General features: G+C 40.6%; 16 protein-coding genes. 7 read left to right on the forward strand and 9 right to left on the reverse strand.

Translation table 11 applies throughout. The features are described 5' to 3' along the window. Positions 1–681: 681 nt before the first annotated feature. A complete protein-coding gene (locus tag PSI06_RS06300; RefSeq protein ID WP_407073066.1) occupies positions 682–1,224 on the reverse strand; it encodes an amino acid ABC transporter substrate-binding protein in 543 nt (180 codons plus the stop codon). A 327-nt stretch (positions 1,225–1,551) separates the two neighbouring features. After that, entirely contained in the window at positions 1,552–2,841 is a 1,290-nt protein-coding gene (msrA, locus tag PSI06_RS06305; RefSeq protein ID WP_273603238.1) for a peptide-methionine (S)-S-oxide reductase MsrA, read from the reverse strand. A gap of 196 nt (positions 2,842–3,037) precedes the next feature. Between msrA and pxpB the strand changes: the two genes are divergently transcribed. The 4 genes from pxpB to PSI06_RS06325 all read left to right on the forward strand — a co-directional run bounded on the left by pxpB (position 3,038) and on the right by PSI06_RS06325 (position 7,566). Next, a complete protein-coding gene (gene pxpB, locus PSI06_RS06310) occupies positions 3,038–3,697 on the forward strand; it encodes a 5-oxoprolinase subunit PxpB (RefSeq protein ID WP_273603239.1) in 660 nt (219 codons plus the stop codon). Position 3,698: 1 nt separating this feature from the next. After that, positions 3,699–4,631 (forward strand): biotin-dependent carboxyltransferase family protein, encoded by a 933-nt coding sequence (locus PSI06_RS06315; protein WP_273603240.1) that lies wholly within the window; start codon positions 3,699–3,701, stop codon positions 4,629–4,631. A 438-nt stretch (positions 4,632–5,069) separates the two neighbouring features. Beyond that, positions 5,070–6,743, forward strand: coding sequence for an asparagine synthase B (asnB, locus tag PSI06_RS06320; RefSeq protein WP_273603241.1), 1,674 nt, complete (start codon positions 5,070–5,072; stop codon positions 6,741–6,743). Beyond that, on the forward strand, positions 6,727–7,566 hold the full coding sequence (locus PSI06_RS06325; protein WP_273603242.1) for a PhzF family phenazine biosynthesis protein: 840 nt from the start codon (positions 6,727–6,729) through the stop codon (positions 7,564–7,566). The genes asnB and PSI06_RS06325 overlap by 17 nt, the downstream gene beginning before the upstream one ends. A gap of 4 nt (positions 7,567–7,570) precedes the next feature. Here the strand turns inward: PSI06_RS06325 and egtD are convergent, their stop codons facing one another. Further along, positions 7,571–8,545 carry an L-histidine N(alpha)-methyltransferase gene (gene egtD / locus PSI06_RS06330; protein ID WP_273603243.1) on the reverse strand — a complete coding sequence of 325 codons (975 nt, stop codon included), beginning with the start codon at positions 8,543–8,545 and terminating at the stop codon, positions 7,571–7,573. Further along, entirely contained in the window at positions 8,542–9,816 is a 1,275-nt protein-coding gene (gene egtB / locus PSI06_RS06335; protein ID WP_273603244.1) for an ergothioneine biosynthesis protein EgtB, read from the reverse strand. The genes egtD and egtB overlap by 4 nt, the downstream gene beginning before the upstream one ends. Positions 9,817–10,251: 435 nt before the next feature. Between egtB and PSI06_RS06340 the strand changes: the two genes are divergently transcribed. Beyond that, positions 10,252–11,832: a BCCT family transporter gene (locus tag PSI06_RS06340; protein ID WP_004587884.1), complete on the forward strand. Its 1,581-nt coding sequence runs from the start codon at positions 10,252–10,254 to the stop codon at positions 11,830–11,832. Between the two features lie 119 nt (positions 11,833–11,951). Here the strand turns inward: PSI06_RS06340 and PSI06_RS06345 are convergent, their stop codons facing one another. The 5 genes from PSI06_RS06345 to trhO form a co-directional block, all read right to left on the reverse strand. Next, entirely contained in the window at positions 11,952–12,656 is a 705-nt protein-coding gene (locus PSI06_RS06345; protein WP_273603245.1) for a 3'-5' exonuclease, read from the reverse strand. A gap of 3 nt (positions 12,657–12,659) precedes the next feature. Beyond that, on the reverse strand, positions 12,660–14,555 hold the full coding sequence (locus PSI06_RS06350; protein WP_004587882.1) for a DUF294 nucleotidyltransferase-like domain-containing protein: 1,896 nt from the start codon (positions 14,553–14,555) through the stop codon (positions 12,660–12,662). 137 nt (positions 14,556–14,692) lie between these two features. Further along, positions 14,693–17,773 carry an efflux RND transporter permease subunit gene (locus tag PSI06_RS06355; protein WP_273603246.1) on the reverse strand — a complete coding sequence of 1,027 codons (3,081 nt, stop codon included), beginning with the start codon at positions 17,771–17,773 and terminating at the stop codon, positions 14,693–14,695. Positions 17,774–17,775: 2 nt separating this feature from the next. Continuing rightward, the gene (locus PSI06_RS06360) at positions 17,776–18,792 is read right to left on the reverse strand and encodes an efflux RND transporter periplasmic adaptor subunit (protein ID WP_273603247.1); all 1,017 of its coding nucleotides are present in this window, start codon (positions 18,790–18,792) and stop codon (positions 17,776–17,778) included. A gap of 253 nt (positions 18,793–19,045) precedes the next feature. Further along, positions 19,046–20,053 carry an oxygen-dependent tRNA uridine(34) hydroxylase TrhO gene (gene trhO / locus PSI06_RS06365; protein ID WP_273603248.1) on the reverse strand — a complete coding sequence of 336 codons (1,008 nt, stop codon included), beginning with the start codon at positions 20,051–20,053 and terminating at the stop codon, positions 19,046–19,048. Positions 20,054–20,251: 198 nt separating this feature from the next. Between trhO and PSI06_RS06370 the strand changes: the two genes are divergently transcribed. Together PSI06_RS06370 and PSI06_RS06375 are read left to right on the forward strand one after the other, a co-directional pair. Continuing rightward, a complete protein-coding gene (locus tag PSI06_RS06370) occupies positions 20,252–21,577 on the forward strand; it encodes a DEAD/DEAH box helicase (protein WP_029774003.1) in 1,326 nt (441 codons plus the stop codon). A gap of 2 nt (positions 21,578–21,579) precedes the next feature. Then, entirely contained in the window at positions 21,580–22,410 is an 831-nt protein-coding gene (locus tag PSI06_RS06375; protein WP_054982457.1) for a CvfB family protein, read from the forward strand. Positions 22,411–22,467 lie beyond the last annotated feature (57 nt).

Below are 22,467 nucleotides of genomic sequence, written 5' to 3' on the forward strand. Positions count from 1 at the left end.
TTAATCATTCGTTTTTTCCCTACAAGCTAACCTATAAAAATTTATCATTTTAAATCAATAAAATAACACAACATGTTAGACTAAAGTCTATAGCTTACTTTTTTTCACTTATTGGTTTTATTTTTATCGTTTGTCTGACTTTTACGATTATTTTAAAGTTAACTCATCCCAAGCAAACAGCTAAACGTTTTTACTAATTAGACATTATTTACTGTTTTGCACCAAATAAATGCAACCTTTTTAGATGTGATAGCTCTAACAAGGTAAGAAAAGAATCTTATATTGTGTGTGTAAGATGTTGTCAGTGTGAAAAAGCAGTTCAAGTCAGGTGGTGACTTGGTTTGGACTGTTTTTTATTCCACCAGCAGCACGCAGCAATAACGTAATTAGCTACTGTGTAGCAAACCAAATCTTATATTGTGTGTGTAAGATGTTGTCAGTGTGAAAAAGCAGTTCAAGTTAGGTGGTGACTTGGTTTGGACTGTTTTTTATTCCACCAGCAACACGCAGCAATAACTAAATTAGCTACTGTGTAGCAAACCAAATCTTATATTGTGTGTGTAAGATGTTGTCAGTGTGAAAAGCGGTTCATGTGAGGTGGTGACCTTATATGGGCCGTTTTTGTTTTATAAACACGATTACCTGCCCCACCGTTTTATACCAATTCGCTTAAATTTAGTATTATTCAACTATAAAGTTATGTTTTTGTTTAAGCTCTTCAATGGCATTTTCATTGTCTTTTAAAAATACATTAAACTTTTTAACGAGCTGTGGGTGTTTAATGCTCGATAACATAAATGCTTGGTGATCAACAGGCAACTGATGCTGAAAAAACACAGGGACGGGAGTATCAAAAAATTCTTCTATATTGTATTTAAGTACATCGTGTGAAATATATATACAATCAACTCGCTCTTTATGCAGCAAATAAATCATCTCAATAACGTTATCATTTTCGAGTACTTGCAAGCCTGACATTGAGGTTAACTTTTCAAGCCCTTGCAATGTAAAGCCACGCACTTTTGCAAGTGATTTGCAATCTTCAAGTTTAATATTGTCCTTTAAGCTCGCTATCCCTGTATGTGTAACTAATGAAGGCACAGAGTAATTAATATCTTGTTGATGCTGATTTTTATAACTTACTTGCCAATTAGGGTTGTCGGGGTATTTAAAGTCAACATGGTGATGCTCTATAAATTCTTTATAAAGGCGCGGAATAGGCAAAGTGTAAAATTCAAATTTAATATTTTGTTGTTTTGCAAATAGTTCCAGTAACTCTTTACTAAAACCAAAATAATCACGCTTACTAGTGCCACTGCCATCGTAATAAGGTAGGTATTCTATATTCTCTACCTATTACATATTTTTGGGTTGGCTGTGCTAATACAGGGCTTATAGTTATAAGCCCTGATACAAGTGCTAACGTGTTAATCAATTTGATAGTAAAATGCCGTTTATATCGTTTGGATTACTAATTTATATATCATAATCACAGTTAATTAAAGTTTAGATTTATTAAATATAAAAGAGCGAATTAATCGCTCTTATAAATTAGCTTTTGTCACGAGGTATAAACTCTAACACAGTAGCATTAATACAGTATCTATCTGTGCCTCTTGGTCCCTCACCTTTAAATAAATGCCCTAAATGTATACCTGTGCTTTTTGATTTAAGCTCAATTCGAGTCATCCCCCAGCTGGTATCTTTATGCTTAGTAACACTATTTTTAACCGGATGTTTAAACGACAGCCACCCCGTGCCCGAATTAAATCTATCGCGAGTATCAAATAATGGCTCACCACTTAATTTATCAACAAATACGCCATCGGGAGTGTTTTTAAATTCTTTATACTCCTTACAGTAAGGTCGGTCGGTGCGCTCATTAAATGCGACTTCGTAGGCATCACTATCGCCTAGCTTAAAGGCGCCAAGCGCTTTGTAAAATTCAGCGGGGCTTGCATAGCCTTGACGCGCGTACACCTCTTTTCCATTTTCTAAAAACAAAATGGTGGGGGTTGCCCAAGTTGCCGATTTTATAGTTAGGCCATTAAGCTCATCAGCATGGCGAAATGTCAGTGGGATTGAACCTTTGTAATTGTTAGCGACTGTTTTTTTAAATTTTTCACAGTAAGGGCAGTATTCGCGCGAATCAAGTACCACAATCTGCTTGCCCGTGAGTAAAACGTTATTGTCTACATCTGCCTTTTTAGTTTTATTAAATACCACACCCGTGGCGTGATCTGGGCAATAGCCATTTGGGTTCTTTTGTAAATAATTTTGATGGTACTCCTCAGCAGATACAAACCCCTCAAGCGGTTTTATTTCTGTTTTAATTGCCCCATAACCGGCTTCACTTAATAACGGCTGATACTCGGCTTTAACTTGCTCTGCAAGCTGCGCTTGCTCTTTAGTGGTAGTAAGAATAATTGATCGATACTGCGTGCCAATATCATTGCCTTGGCGATTCGATTGTGTAGGATCATGGCTTTCAAAGTAATTTTGTAATAGCGCTTTAGAAGAAATGATATTGCTGTTGTACATCACTTGCACTACTTCAGCGTAGTTGTTTTCGTCAAACCGGCGAGATTGGTCGGTGATATTTTTATAGCTTGCTTTAAAGCCGTGCCCGTCTGCATACCCCGACTCTGCATCAATAACCCCTTCTAGTGCTTCGTAGCGCTTTTCGGCTCCCCAAAAACAGCCAGAACCTAACACAATGGTTTTTATATGCATTGTGGCCTCTACGTTGCTGTGCTCTATTTTTTCGGTTGATAAAGCAAAACAGCCGGCGCTAAATGTAATAGCGGCGCCTAATAAATAAACTGAGCGAGAAAATGTCATAAATACCTCTTAATACCTGCGTGTTTTAATTAAGACCCAACATCCCTTGTTTTAATTTCAGTAAATAAATACGTGCTAAATTTGAATACAGTTTGAGTCTGCATTTCTTTTTCGTTTATTTTTCTTATGGCTAGGTACTGAATAAATTGACAAAACTATGTTAGCTTTGCTGCACGTTGTATAAAAAGATTAAATTATGACTGCATTTTTACAGGTATTTACTTTAACAAATAACAGTTTGCTATTAGATGCCACACAGCATAAACAAAACAATGTGTTAGACACTCAAAAAAAAATTTGGGCACTCACTAAGCAGCTAAAGCAAAGTAACGAATTTATTGATTTAGTCCCAGGCATGAACTCTTTAACGCTTTATTTAAAATCAACAAGTAATTTAGAAAAATGGCAAAACGCCTTGCCTGATTTATGGGACAAAGTACAAGCAACAACATTTAAAGGCACTCACCATAAAATACACACTACTTATGAAGGAGAAGATTTAGATTTTGTTGCCAAACAAACTAATTTAACACCCCAGCAAATTATTCAAATACATAGCCAAGCCACTTACCACGTTTTATTTTTAGGGTTTCAGCCCGGGTTTGCTTACCTACATGGATTAGATTCACGCTTGCATATCCCACGCAGAGACACTCCGCGTACCAAAGTACCTAAAGGTGCCATTGCTTTAGGCGCAGAGCAAACTGCCATTTACCCAGCAGAAACACCTGGCGGTTGGCATATCATTGGCCACACAAACACGCCCCTTTTTGATAGCACACACTCAGATCCTTGCTTATTTAAACCCGGCGACACGCTATCGTTCGTTTCAATAAACACAGTGCAAGGAGCATAAAGTGATAAAAGTTCTTAAACCTGGTGTACAACTTACAATTCAAGATGGCGGGCGCTGCGGTTATCGTCATTTAGGTGTAAGCCAAGCGGGTTGTTTAGACCCTTACGCACAAATAATTGCCAATAAATTAGTGGGTAACAAAGATAATGAAGCTGTGCTTGAAGTTACGTTAGGCCTTTGCGAGTTACAGTTTGAAACCGATACTGTTATTGCCCTACAAGGTGCTGATTTAAACGCTGCGCTTGATGAAACACCCTTGTACCCTGGCTGGAGTTACCAAGTAAGAGCCAAACAAACTTTAAGCTTTGATACTGGCCGCGCTGGTTTGCGTGCCTATGTAGCCGTACAAGGTGGCATTGATGTTAAAGATATCATGGGCTCAAAATCAACCGATTTAAACGCGCTCTTTGGTGGTTTAGCAGGTAAAGCACTTAGCGAGGGCGACATGATTCCTATTAAAACATCGCCCGTGCCAATAACGCGCTTTATACAGCGCGGCGCTATTACTCCGCCTAAACTAAAGGTGATTAGGGTACATGCAAGCCCACATGCGCAACTATTAGGTGATACGCTACTTAAACAGTTTTTTTCAACGGCGTTTAAAGTAAGCCATAACAGCAACAGAATGGGCCTTAGGCTAACAAACGAAAGCCCCCTAACTCATAGTCACTCACTTGCCTCTCTTGGTACAGGCCTGGGCTCTATTCAATTACCGCCCAGTGGTGAGCCTATTGTATTACTTAACGACGCTCAAACAACCGGTGGCTACCCATTACTTGGCACGGTAATAGAGGCTGATTTACATCAATTTGCGCAATTTAGACCCGGTGACTCTATTGAATTTAAGCAAGTAACCCATGAGCAAGCTAGCTTAGCAAAACAAAAGCTTAAAGGTCACTTACATCAGCTCAGCTTGGCGCTTAAATACAGTTAACTTTAAGCTGAGAAATAAACCTATTACAAGGAGCTAATAAAAGTACAAGCGGCGCTCTACTTAACTTGCAATAAGTATGCGTAGTTTGGTTAATTAAGTGCATAAAATTAAAACACGCTAACGCAAAAAATTATAATAAGGCAATTTAAGCTCTGCTTTAATTTTCGCACACACTTGGTGCATTTGTGCAGTGTGCGTTTTTGCAAATACTGCACTAAATGCCTTATTAACGCCACTTTACACACCAAAGGTGTTGTAAATATAGCTACACTTGTGCGTGGCGCACTAATTTGGTGCGCGCGCTTTTCACTTGGTGCATAGATTATTCTTAATTAATTGTAAAAGCAGTGTGACTTGAGTAATTATTTCTGATAAAACAAGGTTTCGCAGCACAGCAAAGTTGCCCTGCTGCACACATAATAGGAATGAGGAGTTACTATGTGTTCAATTTTTGGTGTATTAGATATTAAATCTAACGCCACTCAGTTGCGTACCCAAGCAATTGAAATGTCAAAACTACTAAGGCACCGTGGCCCAGATTGGTCTGGTGTGTATTCATCTGAAAAAGCGATTTTAGTGCATGAACGCTTAGCCATTGTTGGTGTATCAAGCGGCGCACAACCATTATATAACCCTGAAAAAACAAATATTTTAGCGGTTAACGGCGAAATTTATAACCACAAAGAGCTGGCAGCAGAGTTAGAGGTTGATTTTGAGTTTCAGACTCAATCAGACTGTGAAGTTATTTTAGCGTTATACAAACAAAAAGGGCCTGAGTTTTTAGATGACTTAAATGGTATTTTTGCATTTTGTTTATACGATGAAGAAAACGATGTGTACTTAATTGGCCGCGATCACATTGGTATTATTCCGCTTTATACTGGCCACGATGAGCATGGTAATTTTTATGTTGCCTCAGAGCTTAAAGCGCTTTCACCAATTTGTAAGCACATTGAAGAGTTTCCACCAGGGCACTACCTATACAGCAAAAATGGTGAACTAACGCCTTATTATAAGCGTGATTGGGAAACCTTTGATGCAGTTAAAGATAACAGTGCACAAGCACAAGACGTAAAAGAAGCGCTAGAAAGCGCTGTAAAACGCCAGCTAATGTGTGATGTACCGTATGGCGTATTGCTATCGGGCGGTTTAGACTCGTCGGTTATTTCGGCTATTACGCAACGTTTTGCCGCTAAACGTATTGAAGATAACGATGAAAGCGACGCATGGTGGCCTAAGCTGCATTCATTTTCTGTTGGGCTTGAGGGTTCACCTGATTTAGCCGCTGCGCAAAAAGTAGCGGATATGATTGGCACAGTACATCACCCTATTCACTTTACCATTCAAGAAGGTATTGATGCGCTTCGTGAGGTTATTTACCACATTGAAACGTACGATGTAACCACCATCCGTGCTTCAACGCCAATGTATTTAATGGCGCGCCAAATTAAAGCTATGGGTATTAAAATGGTATTATCGGGCGAAGGCGCTGATGAACTATTTGGTGGCTATTTATACTTCCATAAAGCACCAAACGCGCAAGAATTCCATGAAGAGCTAAACCGTAAAGTGTCAAAGCTGCATATGTTTGACTGTTTACGTGCTAATAAGTCAATGGCTGCATGGGGCGTAGAAGCACGCGTACCGTTTCTTGATAAAGAGTTTGTTGATGTGGCTATGCGTATCAACCCTGAAGCAAAAATGTGTAAAGATGGCAAAATTGAAAAGCACATTTTACGCGAAGGCTTCGATGGCTACCTGCCTGAAGAAGTACTGTGGCGTCAAAAAGAGCAATTCTCAGACGGTGTTGGCTACAGCTGGATAGACACGTTAAAAGAGTTTGTAAACGAGCAAGTAAGCGACCAAGAGCTTGCTAATGCTAAGTTTAAATACCCTATTAACACGCCAGATTCTAAAGAAGCGTATTACTATCGCTCTATTTTTGAATCACACTTCCCAGGTGATGCATCAGCTAAATGTGTACCACATGGTAAGTCGGTTGCGTGTTCAACCCCTGAAGCACTTGCATGGGATGCATCATTTCAAAATAATGCTGATCCTTCAGGCCGTGCTGCTGGCGTTCACAACGACGCGTATGCAAGCAAAGGCTAAACGCGCCCTTTTATCGCAACGTAGGCTACAACAGCCTAGGTTGCGATATATAAAGCACCTTTATTCAGTTCCTGTATTTTCTAGTTCACAGCATAACTTAGCCGGTTCAAGTGCGTTAATTATTATTTATACGCAAGGGTTAAGTACGCGTGTAATGCAAAAAATTGCATCAAACTCGCAGCACCCTGCTAGCGTTTTTTTAAATGAAAATGAAATTTCTCACCGTGTATGTAACATTCGCTGGTTTAACCAAACATCAGAAATTAAGCGCTGCGGCCATGGCACCCTTGCTGCTGCAAAATGTTTATTAGCACACTTTGGTTTTTGCCCTTCACACTTTATTTCAAACGATAAAGAACGGTTTAAAATCAAGCGAGCTACAGGCCGGGTACAACTTCAGCTAGCGGCTATTAATTCTAAAAAGAGTGATGAGGTTAACAGCCTTAGTGATGTGTTTTCGCACTCTATAAAAGCAACTTACTCAACAGCTTATAAAAATGGCTATACCGTTGTACTGTTTAAAAACATGGCTGATTTAAAGCATTTAGAGGTTAATTTTACACATTTAGTAAATGTGCATAACAATGCGGTAATTGCACTGCAAATACATAGTATTAATAAAAACAGCGCAAGCGCATATTTTAGGTATTTTGCGCCGCAATTTGGGGTAAATGAAGATACGGCTACAGGCTCTGCTGTGTCGGTTATTGCGCCCCTTATTTTTAGACTATATGGTTTAAATAAAGTAACCCTTATACAGCAGTCACCAAAAGGCGCGCTGCTAAACTACACGTTTAGCAGCAATCAGGTAGTTGTAAATTAAGCTATTACATTGGCCTTAGTAGGCAAAGTGCAAAGTAGCTTTTCTCGTCTTGCCATGTTTGTTCAAGCGATAAATTAGCCTGAGCAGCAAGATTTTTAAACGACTCAAGCGTATATTTGTGCGAGTTTTCAGTGTGAATACTCTCTCCCGCTACAAAGTCTATTTGCTTATCGTTAATGACCACGCTTTGATTACACTTGCTCACTAAATGCATTTCAATGCGGCTGTGCACTTCGTTAAATCGCGATTCGTGTTTAAAATTATCTAAAATAAACGTGCCATTTAACTCGTTATTTATACGCTGGAGCAAGTTTTTATTAAAGGCTGCGGTAATGCCGGTTTTGTCATCGTAAGCATCAAGTAACACTTGTCGCTCTTTTACTAAATCAATACCTATTAATACATAGCCATCAACACCACATAAACGGTGGAAATTATTCATTATTTCAATGGCTTTTACTGGCGCAAAGTTACCCAGTGTAGAGCCTGGAAAATAAACTAAATTTGTTTGGCTGTCTAAGGCGGTGTCTTTTGTTAACTGCTTAACCATTTGGCTATGGGTAAAATCACCTAGCAATGGTGTAATGGCCAACTCCGGAAATAACGGTGATAAATGCGCTAACGAGTAATTAAGCATCTCTGATGATATTTCAAAAGGAACAAAGGTTTTTACATTGCTCATATGGGCGAGTAAATACGCGACCTTTTTACCCGAGCCACAGCCAGGCTCAATAATTGATAGGTTCTCGGGCAGTCTATTAGCGATAGCTTTTGAGTAATCTTCTAATATGGCAAGTTCAGTGCGGGTAACATAGTACTCTTGCAATGAGGTTATTTGCTCGAATAAAGCCGCCCCTTTATCATCGTAAAAATACTTACACGGCAGCGACTTTTGCTGTTGAGCAAGTCCATGTAATACATCATTTAAAAAGTCTAGATCGGTGATTGATTGCTGATTAATTGCTGTTACTTGGCTCATAGTATGTCCTTTGCTAGTCTAATGCCGCTGCACATCCACGCTTGGTGCGGATAAAAAAAGTTACGGTAGGTCTGTCTTAAATGATCTTTTGGGGTAAACACACACCCACCACGCAAAACCATTTGATTATTCATAAATTTACCATTGTATTCCCCTGCGGCTCCGCTAAAGGGTTTAAAGCCTGGGTAAGGTAAATAGGCGCTATTAGTCCACTGCCAGCATGTATCGCTTAACTGCGAGATAACATCTGGGTTTTTACATACACTTGGCGTAAGCAAATCGTTTTGCTGTTGCTTAAGTGCTTGCTGCTGCGCTACATACTCCCATTCAAACTCAGTAGGTAGTCGCGCATTTACAAAATTAGCGTAGGCTGCCGCTTCAAAATAACTTACATGGCTCACTGGCGCATCTAAATTTAAAGGCTGCAGTCCGTAGAGGGTAAATTCAAACCACTGCCCGTCAATATACTGCCAGTATAAAGGGTGACTAAGTTGCTCGGTGTTTATATTAGCCCAGCCATCACTTAACCAAAATGAAGGGTTTTTATACCCGCCCGCCTCTATAAATTGTAAGTACTCTCTATTAGTCACTAATCGATTAGCAAAACTAAACGCATGGATAAGGGCTTGATGTTTAGGTTGTTCGTTATCGTACGAAAAACCGTTTTTAGCATCAGCCCCTATATTGGTTATGCTTTGGCTAAATTCGGTATATTTTAAAGTGCCTAGCGAATCACTCACCTTTATTAAGTCATTTTGGCTTTGGCTGTAGGCAGGAAAGCTTGGATTAACCGAAAAATTATATTTAATATCCATTAGCATGAGCTCTTGATGTTGCTGCTCATGATTCAGCCCAAGTTCTATAATATTGCACAGCGTTTGGTTAGTGCCTAATTGAAGCAGCTCGTTTAGCGCATTATCAACATAGGCTCTGTAGCGCAACACCACCTCTAAACTAGGGCGAGATAAACATCCTCTATTAGCACGCTTAAACTGCTCACCTATGCCGTTATAGTAGGAGTTAAAAAGTACCTTAAATTGTTCATCAAAGAGCGTGTAGTTAGGCAGATACTTAGCAAGTAAAAATGTTTCAAAAAACCACGTGGTGTGAGCTAAGTGCCATTTCATTGGGCTTGCATCATCCATTGCTTGTAGTTGGCAATCTTCTGCGCTGAGGTTTTTTATAAGTGTAAGACTATGTTGGCGAATTGACTGAAATTGAGCGTGTATTTTTTCAGTACTGTGCGCTTCATTCGTTTTCGTGTTTAGCATATTAAAGTTAGTCCTTTTCACTCTTTGCGATTAAATAAAGCCTACCCCAGATTTTACCTTTATGCATGTTACATAATGATTAAATCAAACCCTCTACCCATTTAAAACGTAGACTAATGTATTAACGACTTAACGAGTTTGGTGGCGCTGCTTTAATTTTAGTTTAATAACAAACTAATTTTTAACACTCACTGAATTAACAATAGCTTATCTTTTTAGTGATAAATAGCTTTTAGCGCTAAGTAATCAGGCATATATAACCAAATAGTTTTACATTTACGATTTAACTCATACACTATTAAGGGTATGATCAGCGATTAATTTAGTTAGTCCTCAAATAAGTTTTATTGTAAATAATGCAACTTACTTTGTGGCTAATTAACTTAGTGTTATGCCGGAACTCTCTGGCTTGTTAGGACAACATAAGAGGTATTCATGAGCGAAAATCATGACAAGTATAGTATTGATAATACGGACTACACCGTAGGTCAAGATAACGTGCAAAAATGGGGATTTGATATACATAATCCTGTTTTTGGTATTAGTGCCGGTTTGATTGTCATCTTTTTAGTCGCCATTCTCGTTTCGGATGCGCAAACAGCCAAAGCAACGCTTGATGGTATTAAGCTCGATATAATAAATAACTTTGATGCGTTTTTTATGTGGGCAGCAAACTTCTTTGTTATATTTTGTTTGGCATTAATTGTATCGCCCTATGGTAATATTCGTTTAGGCGGAGAAGGTGCTAAACCAACGCACTCGCGTATGTCATGGCTTGCCATGTTATTTGCCGCAGGTATGGGTATTGGGTTAATGTTTTGGGGTGTTGCAGAGCCTGTAGCTTACTTTACCGGCTGGTACGAAACCCCACTTAATGTAACCGCAAATACGCCAGAGGCTGCAAAAGTAGCAATGGGTGCAACCATGTTTCACTGGGGTCTTCACCCGTGGGCTATTTATGCCGTTGTAGCGCTCTCACTTGCGTTTTTTACTTATAATAAAGGTCTTCCTTTATCAATCCGTTCAATTTTTTATCCACTATTAGGCGACAGAGCTTGGGGTTGGCCTGGTCATATTATTGATATTCTTGCCGTGCTTGCCACTTTGTTTGGCCTTGCAACCTCGTTAGGTTTAGGCGCGCAGCAGGCTTCTGCAGGTATTAATCATGTATTTGGTACTGATGGCGGCGTAGGCGCACAATTATTGGTTATTATTGGCGTTACCTTACTAGCTATTATCTCAGTAGTACGCGGCATTGATGGCGGCGTAAAGGTCCTTAGTAATATAAACATGCTCATTGCATTTGCCTTACTTCTGTTTGTTGGTTTAGTTGGTTTTGCTGTGGCAATCGGTAACGTACCAAATACGGTTATGGGTTATGTTGAAAATATTATTCCACTGAGCAACCCCCATGGCCGAGAAGACGAAACATGGATGCACGGTTGGACTGTATTTTACTGGGCATGGTGGATTTCGTGGTCACCGTTTGTAGGTATGTTTATTGCGCGTGTTTCTCGTGGTCGTACAATTAGAGAGTTTTTAATCGCTGTATTATTAATTCCTACTGCGGTTACTATTTTATGGATGTCTATTTACGGCGGCATTGCAATAGACCAAGTTGTTCAAGGTGTTGGTAGCTTAGGCGTAAACGGTTTAACCGATGTGCCTATGGCGATGTTCCAAATGCTAGACGAACTGCCTATGTCGAGCGTGCTTTCGTTCCTCGCTGTGGTTTTAGTATTAGTGTTTTTCATTACCTCTTCTGACTCGGGTTCATTAGTTATCGACTCAATTACAGCAGGCGGTAAAGTGGATGCGCCAGTACCACAACGCATCTTTTGGGCTACGGTTGAAGGCTCTATTGCTGCTGCTCTATTATGGATTGGCGGTACAGAGGCGATTCAAGCATTACAAGCGGGTGCTGTTTCAACAGGTCTTCCGTTTACTTTAGTGTTACTACTAATGTGTGTAAGCCTATTATTAGGATTACGTACTGAGCCTCGCGCTGTTAAATAATTAGTCGCTTGCCAGTAATCTAAAAAACGCCGCATAATATGCGGCGTTTTTTATTAGCTAAGCTAAACGCTTTTTAATAATTTAACTCTGTATTGCACTCGCTAGAATTTAAAATAAATTTAACTTAGTAATTCAGCCAATGGCGTATCATCGCGGTAATGGTATTGCAGCTGTGCAATTAACAGCTCTGCTGTGGCTAATGCATCAGTTAGCGCATTGTGATTATGATAGGCATGTAAAGAATATCGGCTGCGGCAATCTGTGAGTCTAAGTGAGCCTACCTTTTGATTAAACAAACGCCCTATTAAGCCTTGGCGGGCGCGCAGTGCTCGTTGCTCAATTTCCATGGTATCGACTAATGCAAACTGGATCCCTTCGTTAATTCTCGCAAGTAATGCATTGTTTAAAAAGTGCCGCTCTATCGCTGCATAATGCACCACCACGACTTTACCACTAAGTGCATTAAGTAGCGGCCCTAGTCGAGAGGTTAAATCGGGAGCATCATCCACTTCTGAATGCGTAATACCATGAATAACAATCGACTCCTCACTTAAGCTTTTACGAGGCTGTACTACCCAATGCTTAGCATGTGTGCAATATACTCTTTGCATTGTAAAAGGGACTAAGCCAATACTGACTATATCGTCCACCTCACTATTTAGACCGGTTGTCTCAAAATCAAGAGCCACAAACGAAATGTCTTTTATGGGCGTGTGCGTATCACCATAAGCGTGCTGATAAAACGCTTTTAAATGCTCATTTTTAGCGTTGTTAGCCAGTGTTTTATAATGAGCCTGCCAGTCAAAATACGATTGCTTAGCCATTCGCTACTTAACACCCGCATTGGCTGAATAGCTAAACTTTAAGTAGCTTTGTGCTTTTTCGAGTATGGCAAACGCTTCTTTTAAATTGCGTTGCTCAAACGGCGAAAGTAAATGCGGGTCTATGTCGTTATCGGGCTCTTCTTCTTGCTCTATTTGCCATGCTTGATGACGAATTCGCATCATGGCAATGTATTCTAACGCGTCACGTAAATCCTGTGCTTTACCCTCAGGTAACAGTCGCGATTCAATAATATCTTCGAGGCGTTCAAACGAATTTTGCTTACGAGAGCCTATCGCCAGTGCATGCACTCTTATCACATCAGAAAGCGGCGCGGTACCTCTGCGTTTTAAGTTCATTGAGCGCTTATGCTGGCCGTTATGCTCAAGCACAAAGCCTTTAAAAAAACCAAGTGGCGGTGTGCGGTTTCGGGCATTGGCGGCCATATTTGCTAAAAACACACGGTTTTGTTTACTTTGCTTAGCAATAAAAATTTTAAGCTCGTCGGCCCATTTTGTTTTACCCCACACCCCATCTAAATCAAAGAATATTGAGCTGTTAAGCAGTGCTTGTGGTTTAGGTAAGGCTATCCACTGTGAGAATTGATCAAACCATTGCGAGCGTGTTTTACGCCATTTTTTGAACGAGGCCATAATTTCTCCGCTGCAATAGGTATAACCACATTGCGCTAAGCCATCACACACAAAATCAGAAATATTTTGAAAGTACTCGTTGTGTTTTTCATCATCGTAATTGTCATCCAAAATAAGTGCGTTATCTTGATCTGTTACAATAAGTTGTTCATCTCGCGCCATAGAGCCTAACGCTATAAAACAGTAAGGTACTGGCGGCGGTCCATATTTTTCTTCAGCCAGTACTAATAAGCGCTGTTTAAAAGTACGCCCTATTACCGCCATTGCCGTACCAATCATATGTGAATTAGCATCTTCGTTTACCATACGTACAAATACATTGGGCAGCTGGCGCGCGTAATGTGCTAAATCTTCAATGGTTTGCTGCGCTAAAATACCGCGTACCAAGAGTAAACTACTTTGCGACTCGTACCTTAAAATATCGGATAGCGAAATAACCCCAATGGGTCGGCGCTTTTGTACCACAGGTAAGTGGTGTAAGTTGTCGCGCAGCATGGCAAGGACGGCTTCAAATACATAGGCATTTGAATCAAGCAGTACAAGATTAGTCGACATAATTTTATCTGCGGTAACATCAAGCCCTAGGCCTTCGGCTACCACTTTTGTGCGTATATCGCGGTCGGTAATAATGCCTACTATTTGCCCATCGTCTTCTTCTGGGTCGTCGCTTATTGGTTTGTCTAAATCGGTAACTAACACAGAGGAAACCGCTTCTTCTGTCATTACTTTAGCCACATCTTGTATGGTGGTTTGAGTGCTTAGCGTTACCACATCGCGATGAATGAGCGATTTAACTTTGGCGGTTGTTAAATCGTTGCTGTCGGCTTGCTCAACTAACGCTTGGCGAAGGCGTACATTGCCATCGGCTTCAAAATAATCTGCAAAGCCGTCAAACTCGTCACAAAAACGATTAAAAAGCGTAAAATTTATACAATACACTAGGGTGTCTTCGAGTGCCTTTGCAGGAAAGCGCACTTTACGATTCATCAACAAGCCCATTTGGCCAAAAATACCGCCCACATCTAAGCGGTTATAAAGCTCATTATTACGACGATAAATTTCCACAGAGCCACTGCGAATTATAAATAAATCAGCGATGTCTTGGCCTAACGTTAAAATATCAGTTTGCGAGCGGTAGTAAGCTACCTCAACTTGTTGCGCAAGCTCGTTTAAAGCGTTTGTCGGTAAGTCATCAAATGGCGGGTGCTGCGCTAAAAACTGCGCAATTTCAACTTGTTCGGCTTGCATTGGGGATTCCTTGTGGCCACACAAAAAGGCATGTATATGCTTAAGCGGCTATCTTAACAAACAAGTAGTGCCAATCAAGCCATAACCACGCCCAGCAGACTTTTAATTTAAAAACGTTGCTGGGCATGGCTTTAAGGTTAGTCTATTTTTTCAAGCTCTTGTGCGAGCTGCTTAGATTCATCCCCCCTTGGCGTGGTAAAGCGTGCTAAGCCTAAGTAAATTACCGGAGTAAGATAAAGCGTAAACAACACCGCAAGTGCTAAGCCGCCAAACACCACCCAGCCAATTGCATTTCGGGCCTCAGCCCCTGCGCCCGAAGATAGAATTAACGGCAATGCTCCAAGTAGAGTTGATATAAGGGTCATCGTAATTGGGCGTAAACGTACCAGCGCAGCTTGCTCGACGGCTTTTCTGACCGTTAAACCTTGATCGCGTAATTGGTCTGCAAATTCAACAAGCAAAATTGCGTTTTTAGCGATTAAGCCTATCAGCATCACTAAACCAATTTGAGAGTAAATATTTAACGACGTGCCGGTTAAATAAAGCGCTAATATGGCCGAGGTAATACCAAAGGGAACGGTTATCATAACCACAATGGCACTATTTACATTTTCAAATTGAGCAGCCAATACTAAAAATACAATTAAAAAAGCAAGTACATAAGTTACAAGTACTTCGCTAGATGTTTCTTCATACGTTAGCGCTTCGCCTTTAAACGCAAGTGCAATACCTGGCTCTAACGACTGCTCAGACACTGTTTTTATTTGCTCTACTAAAACAGCAATGGTTAACGATTCTGGCAACTCCATGCTGAGCTCTATTGAGCGGCGCTGGGCATGACGTTCAAGCTCTGCAGCCACGCCTTCTTCAGAAATATAGGCCACACTACTTAATGGTACTAAACTACCATTACCCGCTCTGATATATAAATTAGCCAAATCACTTGGACTGTTTATGGTTTGGTTTTGCGCTTGTAGCATAATTGGCACAGACTGATCGCCAATGTTTAAATCTTCTACGTCGTCGCCATTTATTGCTGCGCGCAAAGTAATGGCAATGTCGTCTAGCGATACACCGAGCTCTTGTGCACGGCGTCTGTCTATATTTACTCTAAGTTGTGGTTGCGATGGCTGATAAGAAATACGCACAGGTGCCACCTCAGGAACGGCTTTTTCTAATGCCGCAGAAAACTGCTGAGCCGCTTTAAATATTTGCAAATAATCTTGCCCAAGCAACGCTATTTCAACGCCTCCCCCTTGACCACGTAGATTTAAACTATTAGCCCCACCTGGGTAAGCCGGTGCTCCTGGAATATCGCCAAGTGGCTGGCGTATCTTATTAATAATTTCTTGTTGGCTAAAATGGCGCTCATCCCAATGCTTTAATGGCACAGTAATAAACACAATATTAGGGTCCCATTGACCTACCACAGTATAAATAGACTCAATTTCTCCGCTATCGACAAAAGGAAGTAAAATATCTTCCATTTTTATCGCTTGCCTATCCATAAAGTTTAGCCCTACACCATCTGGGCCACGTGCAAATATACGAATTTTACCTCGGTCTTCTGTGGGTAAAAGCTCGCTGTCTAAACTGGCGTACAACGCACCTGAGCCTGCTGCAACCAATAAACAGAGCGCAAACGTAAGCCATGCATGGTTAAGCACTTTATGAATTGTTTTTGTATAAATACCACCCAACCAATGGCCTAGTTTAGCAAATGGGTGAAAACCGCCCTGCTTTAACTTTAATTTGGATGTAAGAGCAGGCACTAATGAAAGTGCCACAAAGCTTGATATAATTACCGCACCGGCAAGTACTCCACCAAACTCTCTAAATAAGCGACCCGCAGTAGAGGGTAAAAACGCAATAGGTATAAATACAGCGGCAAGTACAGCCGTGGTTGCTACAACAGCAAAAAACACTTCGCGCGTGCCTATTACAGCAGCTGCCCGACGCCCTAAACCTAGCCCCCGCTGGCGCTGAATATTTTCACTTACTACTATGGCATCATCAACAATTAAGCCAGTGGCTAATACAAGCGCCAACAAGGTTAAAATATTTATTGAAAAACCCAGTGCCCAAATAAGTGCTAAAGACCCTATTAAAGCAACAGGAATAGCAAAAGCAGGCACTAAAGTGGCGCGCCAAGAGCCAATAAATACCCACAAAGTGACAACCACTAACAGTACTGTAAGTAATAAAGAGTAAATTACTTCATCTACTGAGCTTCTTATAAATTGTGCGTCATCGGAGGTAAGTGTAAATTCCATTTCTGGAAAGCGCGTTTGCATGCTTGTAATAAGCTTGAGCACTTCATCTGATATTTCAATTGTATTTGATTGTGCTTGTCGAATAATTTCCATACCAATAACGGGCTTACCGTTTAGCCTTACCATAGAGCGCGGATCGGCAGGGCCAAAATACACAGCCGCAATATCACTAATTCGGGTATCGCCTTGTATTATAATATCGCCAACTTGCTCTGGAGTAATAGAGGTTGCATCGGCACGTACAATAATTTGCTGATCGTTTGACTTTAAACTCCCTGCTGGCACATCAAACGGCGCTTGGCTAAGCACTTGTGCTACATCAGGCACTGTTAAATTAAAGCTACTTAGTTTTAGCGGGTCTATACGTACTCTTAATACGCGTTCTCTATCACCGTTTAAGCGAACATCTGCGACACCCGGAATAGTTAAAAATTGCGGCGCTAAGTCAACATTTACGCGCTCGGTAAGTGCTTCAAGCGATAAACTTTCACTTGAAACAGTCAGAGATACAACTGCTTCGGCGTCGTTGTCGGCTTTAATAATAGAAACACGTTCTACTTCCTCTGGAAGGTCTCGCTCTACACGTGCAACAGACTCACGCGTTTCATTCGCAGCGTCATCTAAATTTATGCCTGGTCTAAATTCGACCACAATACGTGCATTTCCCTCTTCACTTTGTGCGCGTATTGATTTAACGCCACTTACACGCGCTACTGCGCCTTCTAATTTGCTGGTTACTTCGGTATCAACGGTCTCAGGCGAGCCACCAGGAAATGGCGCCGAAACCGTAATACGTGGTCTATCTACATCAGGAAGCTCTCTTACTTCAACACCCGCAATAGCGGCAATACCTGCAATAATAATTAATAAGTTAAGCACCACAATAAGTACTGGGCGGCGAATCGCCATTGAGGGTAAGTCTTGCATCATAGGTTGCTGTTTCATACCTACTCCTGCGTATCTTGCGCGGGTAAATTAAAGCTTAGCTCTTGGCCTGCACGTAAGCGTTGTACCCCTTCAATTACTAAAGTATCGCCTTTATTTAACGGCCCAGAAACCAATAATCGCCCCGCCAAGCGCTGCTCTATTTTTACATCAACACGTGTGGCTTTTTTATCAACGCTGGTCCATACATACGGGCCTGTTGCCCCCCACAGTAATGCAGCCTCAGGAACTGCAGCAAAATGCTCGCCTAACACTTCAATATGTACTCTAAAGCTCATACCAGGTAAAAATTGTTGTTTTTCATTATTTAGCTTGGCTTTAACACGTAAAGTACGAGTTTGTGGGTCTACGCGTGAGTCTAAATAGGCAATATCAGCGTTAATGGCAGTGTCTGATTGCCAAGGAAACACCGTTAAGCTGCTTTTATTACGCAGCATACTGATAGCCGACTCAGGTGCGTTAAAATTTATGTACAGGCTTGTTGTGTCATCTATTGTGGCAATAGGCGTTTGCTCAGTTATTCTATCGCCTACCTCAACATCTGTTAAACCCATAATGCCATTTATCGGCGCAATTACTTTTCTGTCTTCAAGCTCAGTTTGAGCCTGTATGAGGGTGACTTTGGCAAGCTCTACAACGGTTTTAGCATCATCAACATCGCTTTTAGGCACTGCGCCTTTGGCCTGACTTTGTTCTAATCGTTTTAGTATTCGCTGGGTGTCGGCAAGTTTAATTTTAGCTTCATCAAGCGCTGCTTTTTGCCTACGAGAATCAAGTTCGAGTAAAGTATCGCCTTTTTTTACTTTATCACCTGGCTTAAAAAAAACGCCTGTTACTCTATCGCCTACTGCAGGGTACATTACAACCGAATGTATTGCCTCTGTATTTCCTACCGCTTGCACTTGTTGTTTTGCACTTTCTAGGGCAATTTTTTGTACAACAACGTTCGCGCTCATTACAGGAAGGCTGAAAAACAGCAGAGAACTAAGCACACCGATTAAAAAGTTTTGCGATTTCAAAGTAACACCTTAATTAATTATTATTTCCATTACCTTACGAAGTCTAACAGCTGATTGATCAATAGGTAGGATAGAACGATAAATTAGCAAAACTACAAGATGAAATTAAATTGGTAATACCAATTAATCTTTGAAAAAGGCGCCTAAAGACTAAGCATTTATACAAATACAGGCAGGATTAAACTAAAAAGTGGCTATATAAATAAAAAAGCCCAGTATAAACTGGGCTATGTAGATAATAGGTAGTTAAAGATTATTTACCGCGCTGGGCTTCTTTTTGTGCTTTTTTAGCTTCTTTACGTTGTTGTAAAACCGCTTGCGCTTCATTACCAATGTGCCCTTCACCACGTGCTTGTGCTAATTCTATTTGCTTTTGACGCTCAGCAAAACGAGCACGTTGCTCATCGGTTACATTGTCGATACAGTGATGACACGAAACACCTTCCATGTATTCTGGCTTTTGCTTTTCTTCTTCTGTAATCGGCATACGACACGCATGACATTGATCGTAAGAGCCTTTTTGTAAATCATGATTTACTGCTACACGATTATCAAAAACAAAACACTCGCCTTCCCACATTGTGTCTTCTTTTGGCACTTCTTCTAGGTATTTTAAAATACCGCCTTCAAGGTGGTAAACTTCATCAAACCCTTGCTCTTTCATGTAAGCCGTTGATTTTTCGCAGCGAATACCACCGGTACAAAACATGGCAACTTTTTTGTGTTTTTCTGGGTCTAAATTCTCTTTAGCCCACTGAGGGAACTCTCGGAAAGTTTTGGTATTAGGATCGACTGCATTTTGAAAAGTGCCAATTTCAATTTCGTAATCGTTACGTGTATCAATCAAAATCACTTCAGGGTCTGATATTAATGCATTCCACTCTTTAGGCTTAACATAGCTTCCCACTACTTTTAGTGGGTCAACCCCTTCAACGCCCATAGTAACGATTTCGTTTTTTAGCTTTACTTTAGTGCGGTAAAACGGGCATTCATCATCGAATGATTCTTTAGTCACTATGTCTTTTAGGTTTTCTTGTGTGTCTAACCACGCAAGTAAGTTATCTATTCCTTCGCGCTTAGCTGATACAGTACCGTTAATACCTTCAGCCGCAAGCAATAAAGTACCGCGTACTTCGTTTGCTTCCATCACTTCTAAAAGGGGTTTACGTAGCGCTTCAAAATTTGGCAAACCTACAAATTTGTACATTGCACACACTACAAAGTGCTCGTTTGTTACATCATCTTTATGAACAGCAGTCATTTTACTTCCTATTTTGCTTTGATAGCCTTAAGTGGCGTTTACCGAATCGTAAATCCGGCGCATATGGGGCGCGTATTTTACGCTTTTTATAATTAATTGCAAAAAATAGCGCGTTAGAATGGTTTTTACTGTCGGCATAACCCTTGTGTAAGCTATAATGCGGCCATTAATTTAAGTTGCACATTGGAGAACACGACTTTGCACTTTACTGATCTTGGGATTGATACTCGCCTTGAAACACAATTAGCACATCAAGGGATCACCCAGCCCACAGATATTCAAGCACATGCAGTGCCTACCGCACTTGCAGGGCATGACATTTTTGCTCAGTCTAAAACTGGGTCGGGCAAAACATTAGCGTTTTTATTACCTGCTGTTCAGCGAGTTATGAAACAAAAAGCGCTCAGTAAACGCGATCCACGTGTCCTCATCGTTGCACCAACCCGTGAGCTTGCAACGCAAGTATTTACGCAATTGCGTTTATTAATTGCGGGCACAAACATTAAAGCTGTAAAAATACTCGGTGGCGAGAACTTTAACGATCAAATTAAAGCCCTTCGTAACGACCCGCACTTTGTTGTGGCAACCCCAGGGCGTTTGGCCGATCACATCACAAAACGCTCATTACAATTAAGTGGGTTAGAGCTATTAATTTTTGATGAAGCCGACCGTATTTTAGACTTAGGTTTTACTGAACAGCTGAAAATGATTAACGAGCAAGCTAATCACCGCTTGCGCCAAACATTGTTGTTTTCAGCGACACTAGATCACGCTCAAGTAGATGCCCTATCGCGTAATTTATTAAAAAAGCCAAAACAAATTACACTGAGCGCCGCTAACGAGCAACACAGTGATATTAAACAAACACTCTATTTAGCCGATCACCTTGATCATAAAGAAGCGTTACTTGAGCATTTTTTAAAACAAGATGATGTTGGCCAATGTATTATATTTACAGCAACTCGTGCCGATACCAGCCGTTTAAGTGAAGCATTAAATGCAAAAGGTTTTAAATCGGTGGCTTTAGCTGGCGATTTAACACAGAGCAAACGCCTAGAGATCATGGACTCGTTTAGCCGCGAAAACTTTAAAATTTTGATCACCACTGATGTCGCTTCGCGAGGATTGGACTTATTAAGTGTAACGCACGTAATCAATTTTGATTTACCAAAACACGCTGAAGAGTATGTACACCGTATAGGTCGTACAGGTCGCGCCGGATTTAAAGGTAATGCATTATCGCTAGTAGGCCCTAAAGACTGGGCAAGCTACTTAGCAATTAAGTCGTTTTTGAACGACGAGCTGGTTTTTGCAAGCGTTGATGGCCTTAAAGCTAAATTTAAAGGTATAAAAGAGAAAAAGCCTGCAACAGCCGCTGTAAAAACTAAAAAAGTTGCACAGGTGAAAAAGCCGCAAGTTAAACGCAAGGCAAAACCTAAAAAACCAGCTGCACCTATAAAAGCCCCGATGAACATTGATGGCAATTCACCAATGCGCCGTAAAAAAAAGCCTGAGCAGGAATAATTATGAGTTACCTAGGAACAACACAAACCTTATTTGTAAAAGAAGTGAGCAATGAAGGTGCTTACCTTGATGGCCACGATTTAGGGGAAGTGTTTTTACCAAAACACGAAATTAAAGATGAACTTGAAGCTGGCGATAGCATAAGCGTTTTTATCTTTTTAGACAACGCCAATTTACCTACAGCAACAGTAAAAAAACCCCATGCCCAAGTAGGTGAATACGCACTGCTTCGTGTTAAAGAAATAAATAGCATTGGCGCTTTTTTAGATTGGGGACTAGAGAAAGATGTTTTAGCTCCATTTAACGAGCAAAAACCACGTATGCAAGAAGGTCATTCTTATTTAGTTCGCTTATATTTAGATAATGCGAGCCAACGTATTTGTGCATCAAGCAACTTTAATCGCTTTTTATCAAAAGATGAGCCTGAGTACACACATCTTCAAGAAGTTGATTTAATTGTTGCTGGTAAAACAGATATTGGCTACAAAGTGCTTATTGAAGAGTCTCACTTTGGGGTTGTGTTTTACAACATGGTATTTAAAAACTTATTTGTAGGGCAAAAGCTTAAAGGGTTTGTTCAAAAAGTACGAGAAGACGGAAAAATCGACGTTATACTTGAAAAGCCAGGCATGGGTAAAGTAAGTGAACTTGGCGATAAAATAATGGAAAAGCTTAAAAACGAAGGCGGCATACTAGCCATTGGTGATAAATCTGATCCTGAGCTTATCAAAAAAGTATTTTCAACCAGTAAAGCTAACTACAAAAAAGCCATTGGTGGTTTATTTAAGCAAGGCTTGATAGACATAGAAGCCAAATCTATCCGCTTAAAATAGTTGTACACTTTTTATAAGCGCTAACATTATGTTGGCGCTTATAGTTAAAACGTTTCT

It is taken from the genome of Pseudoalteromonas sp. GABNS16E (assembly GCF_028598715.1).
In the GTDB taxonomy this organism is placed as follows: domain Bacteria; phylum Pseudomonadota; class Gammaproteobacteria; order Enterobacterales; family Alteromonadaceae; genus Pseudoalteromonas; species Pseudoalteromonas atlantica.

Coding starts and splice junctions, on each gene's coding strand:
- msrA (WP_273603238.1), bottom strand. CDS start 2,841: ATGACATTTTCTCGCTCAGTTTATTTATTAGGCGCCGCTATTACATTT.
- egtD (WP_273603243.1), bottom strand. CDS start 8,545: ATGAGCCAAGTAACAGCAATTAATCAGCAATCAATCACCGATCTAGAC.
- PSI06_RS06375 (WP_054982457.1), top strand. CDS start 21,580: ATGAGTTACCTAGGAACAACACAAACCTTATTTGTAAAAGAAGTGAGC.
- egtB (WP_273603244.1), bottom strand. CDS start 9,816: ATGCTAAACACGAAAACGAATGAAGCGCACAGTACTGAAAAAATACAC.
- PSI06_RS06350 (WP_004587882.1), bottom strand. CDS start 14,555: ATGCAAGCCGAACAAGTTGAAATTGCGCAGTTTTTAGCGCAGCACCCG.
- PSI06_RS06345 (WP_273603245.1), bottom strand. CDS start 12,656: ATGGCTAAGCAATCGTATTTTGACTGGCAGGCTCATTATAAAACACTG.
- pxpB (WP_273603239.1), top strand. CDS start 3,038: ATGACTGCATTTTTACAGGTATTTACTTTAACAAATAACAGTTTGCTA.
- PSI06_RS06325 (WP_273603242.1), top strand. CDS start 6,727: ATGCAAGCAAAGGCTAAACGCGCCCTTTTATCGCAACGTAGGCTACAA.
- PSI06_RS06340 (WP_004587884.1), top strand. CDS start 10,252: ATGAGCGAAAATCATGACAAGTATAGTATTGATAATACGGACTACACC.
- asnB (WP_273603241.1), top strand. CDS start 5,070: ATGTGTTCAATTTTTGGTGTATTAGATATTAAATCTAACGCCACTCAG.
- trhO (WP_273603248.1), bottom strand. CDS start 20,053: ATGACTGCTGTTCATAAAGATGATGTAACAAACGAGCACTTTGTAGTG.
- PSI06_RS06355 (WP_273603246.1), bottom strand. CDS start 17,773: ATGAAACAGCAACCTATGATGCAAGACTTACCCTCAATGGCGATTCGC.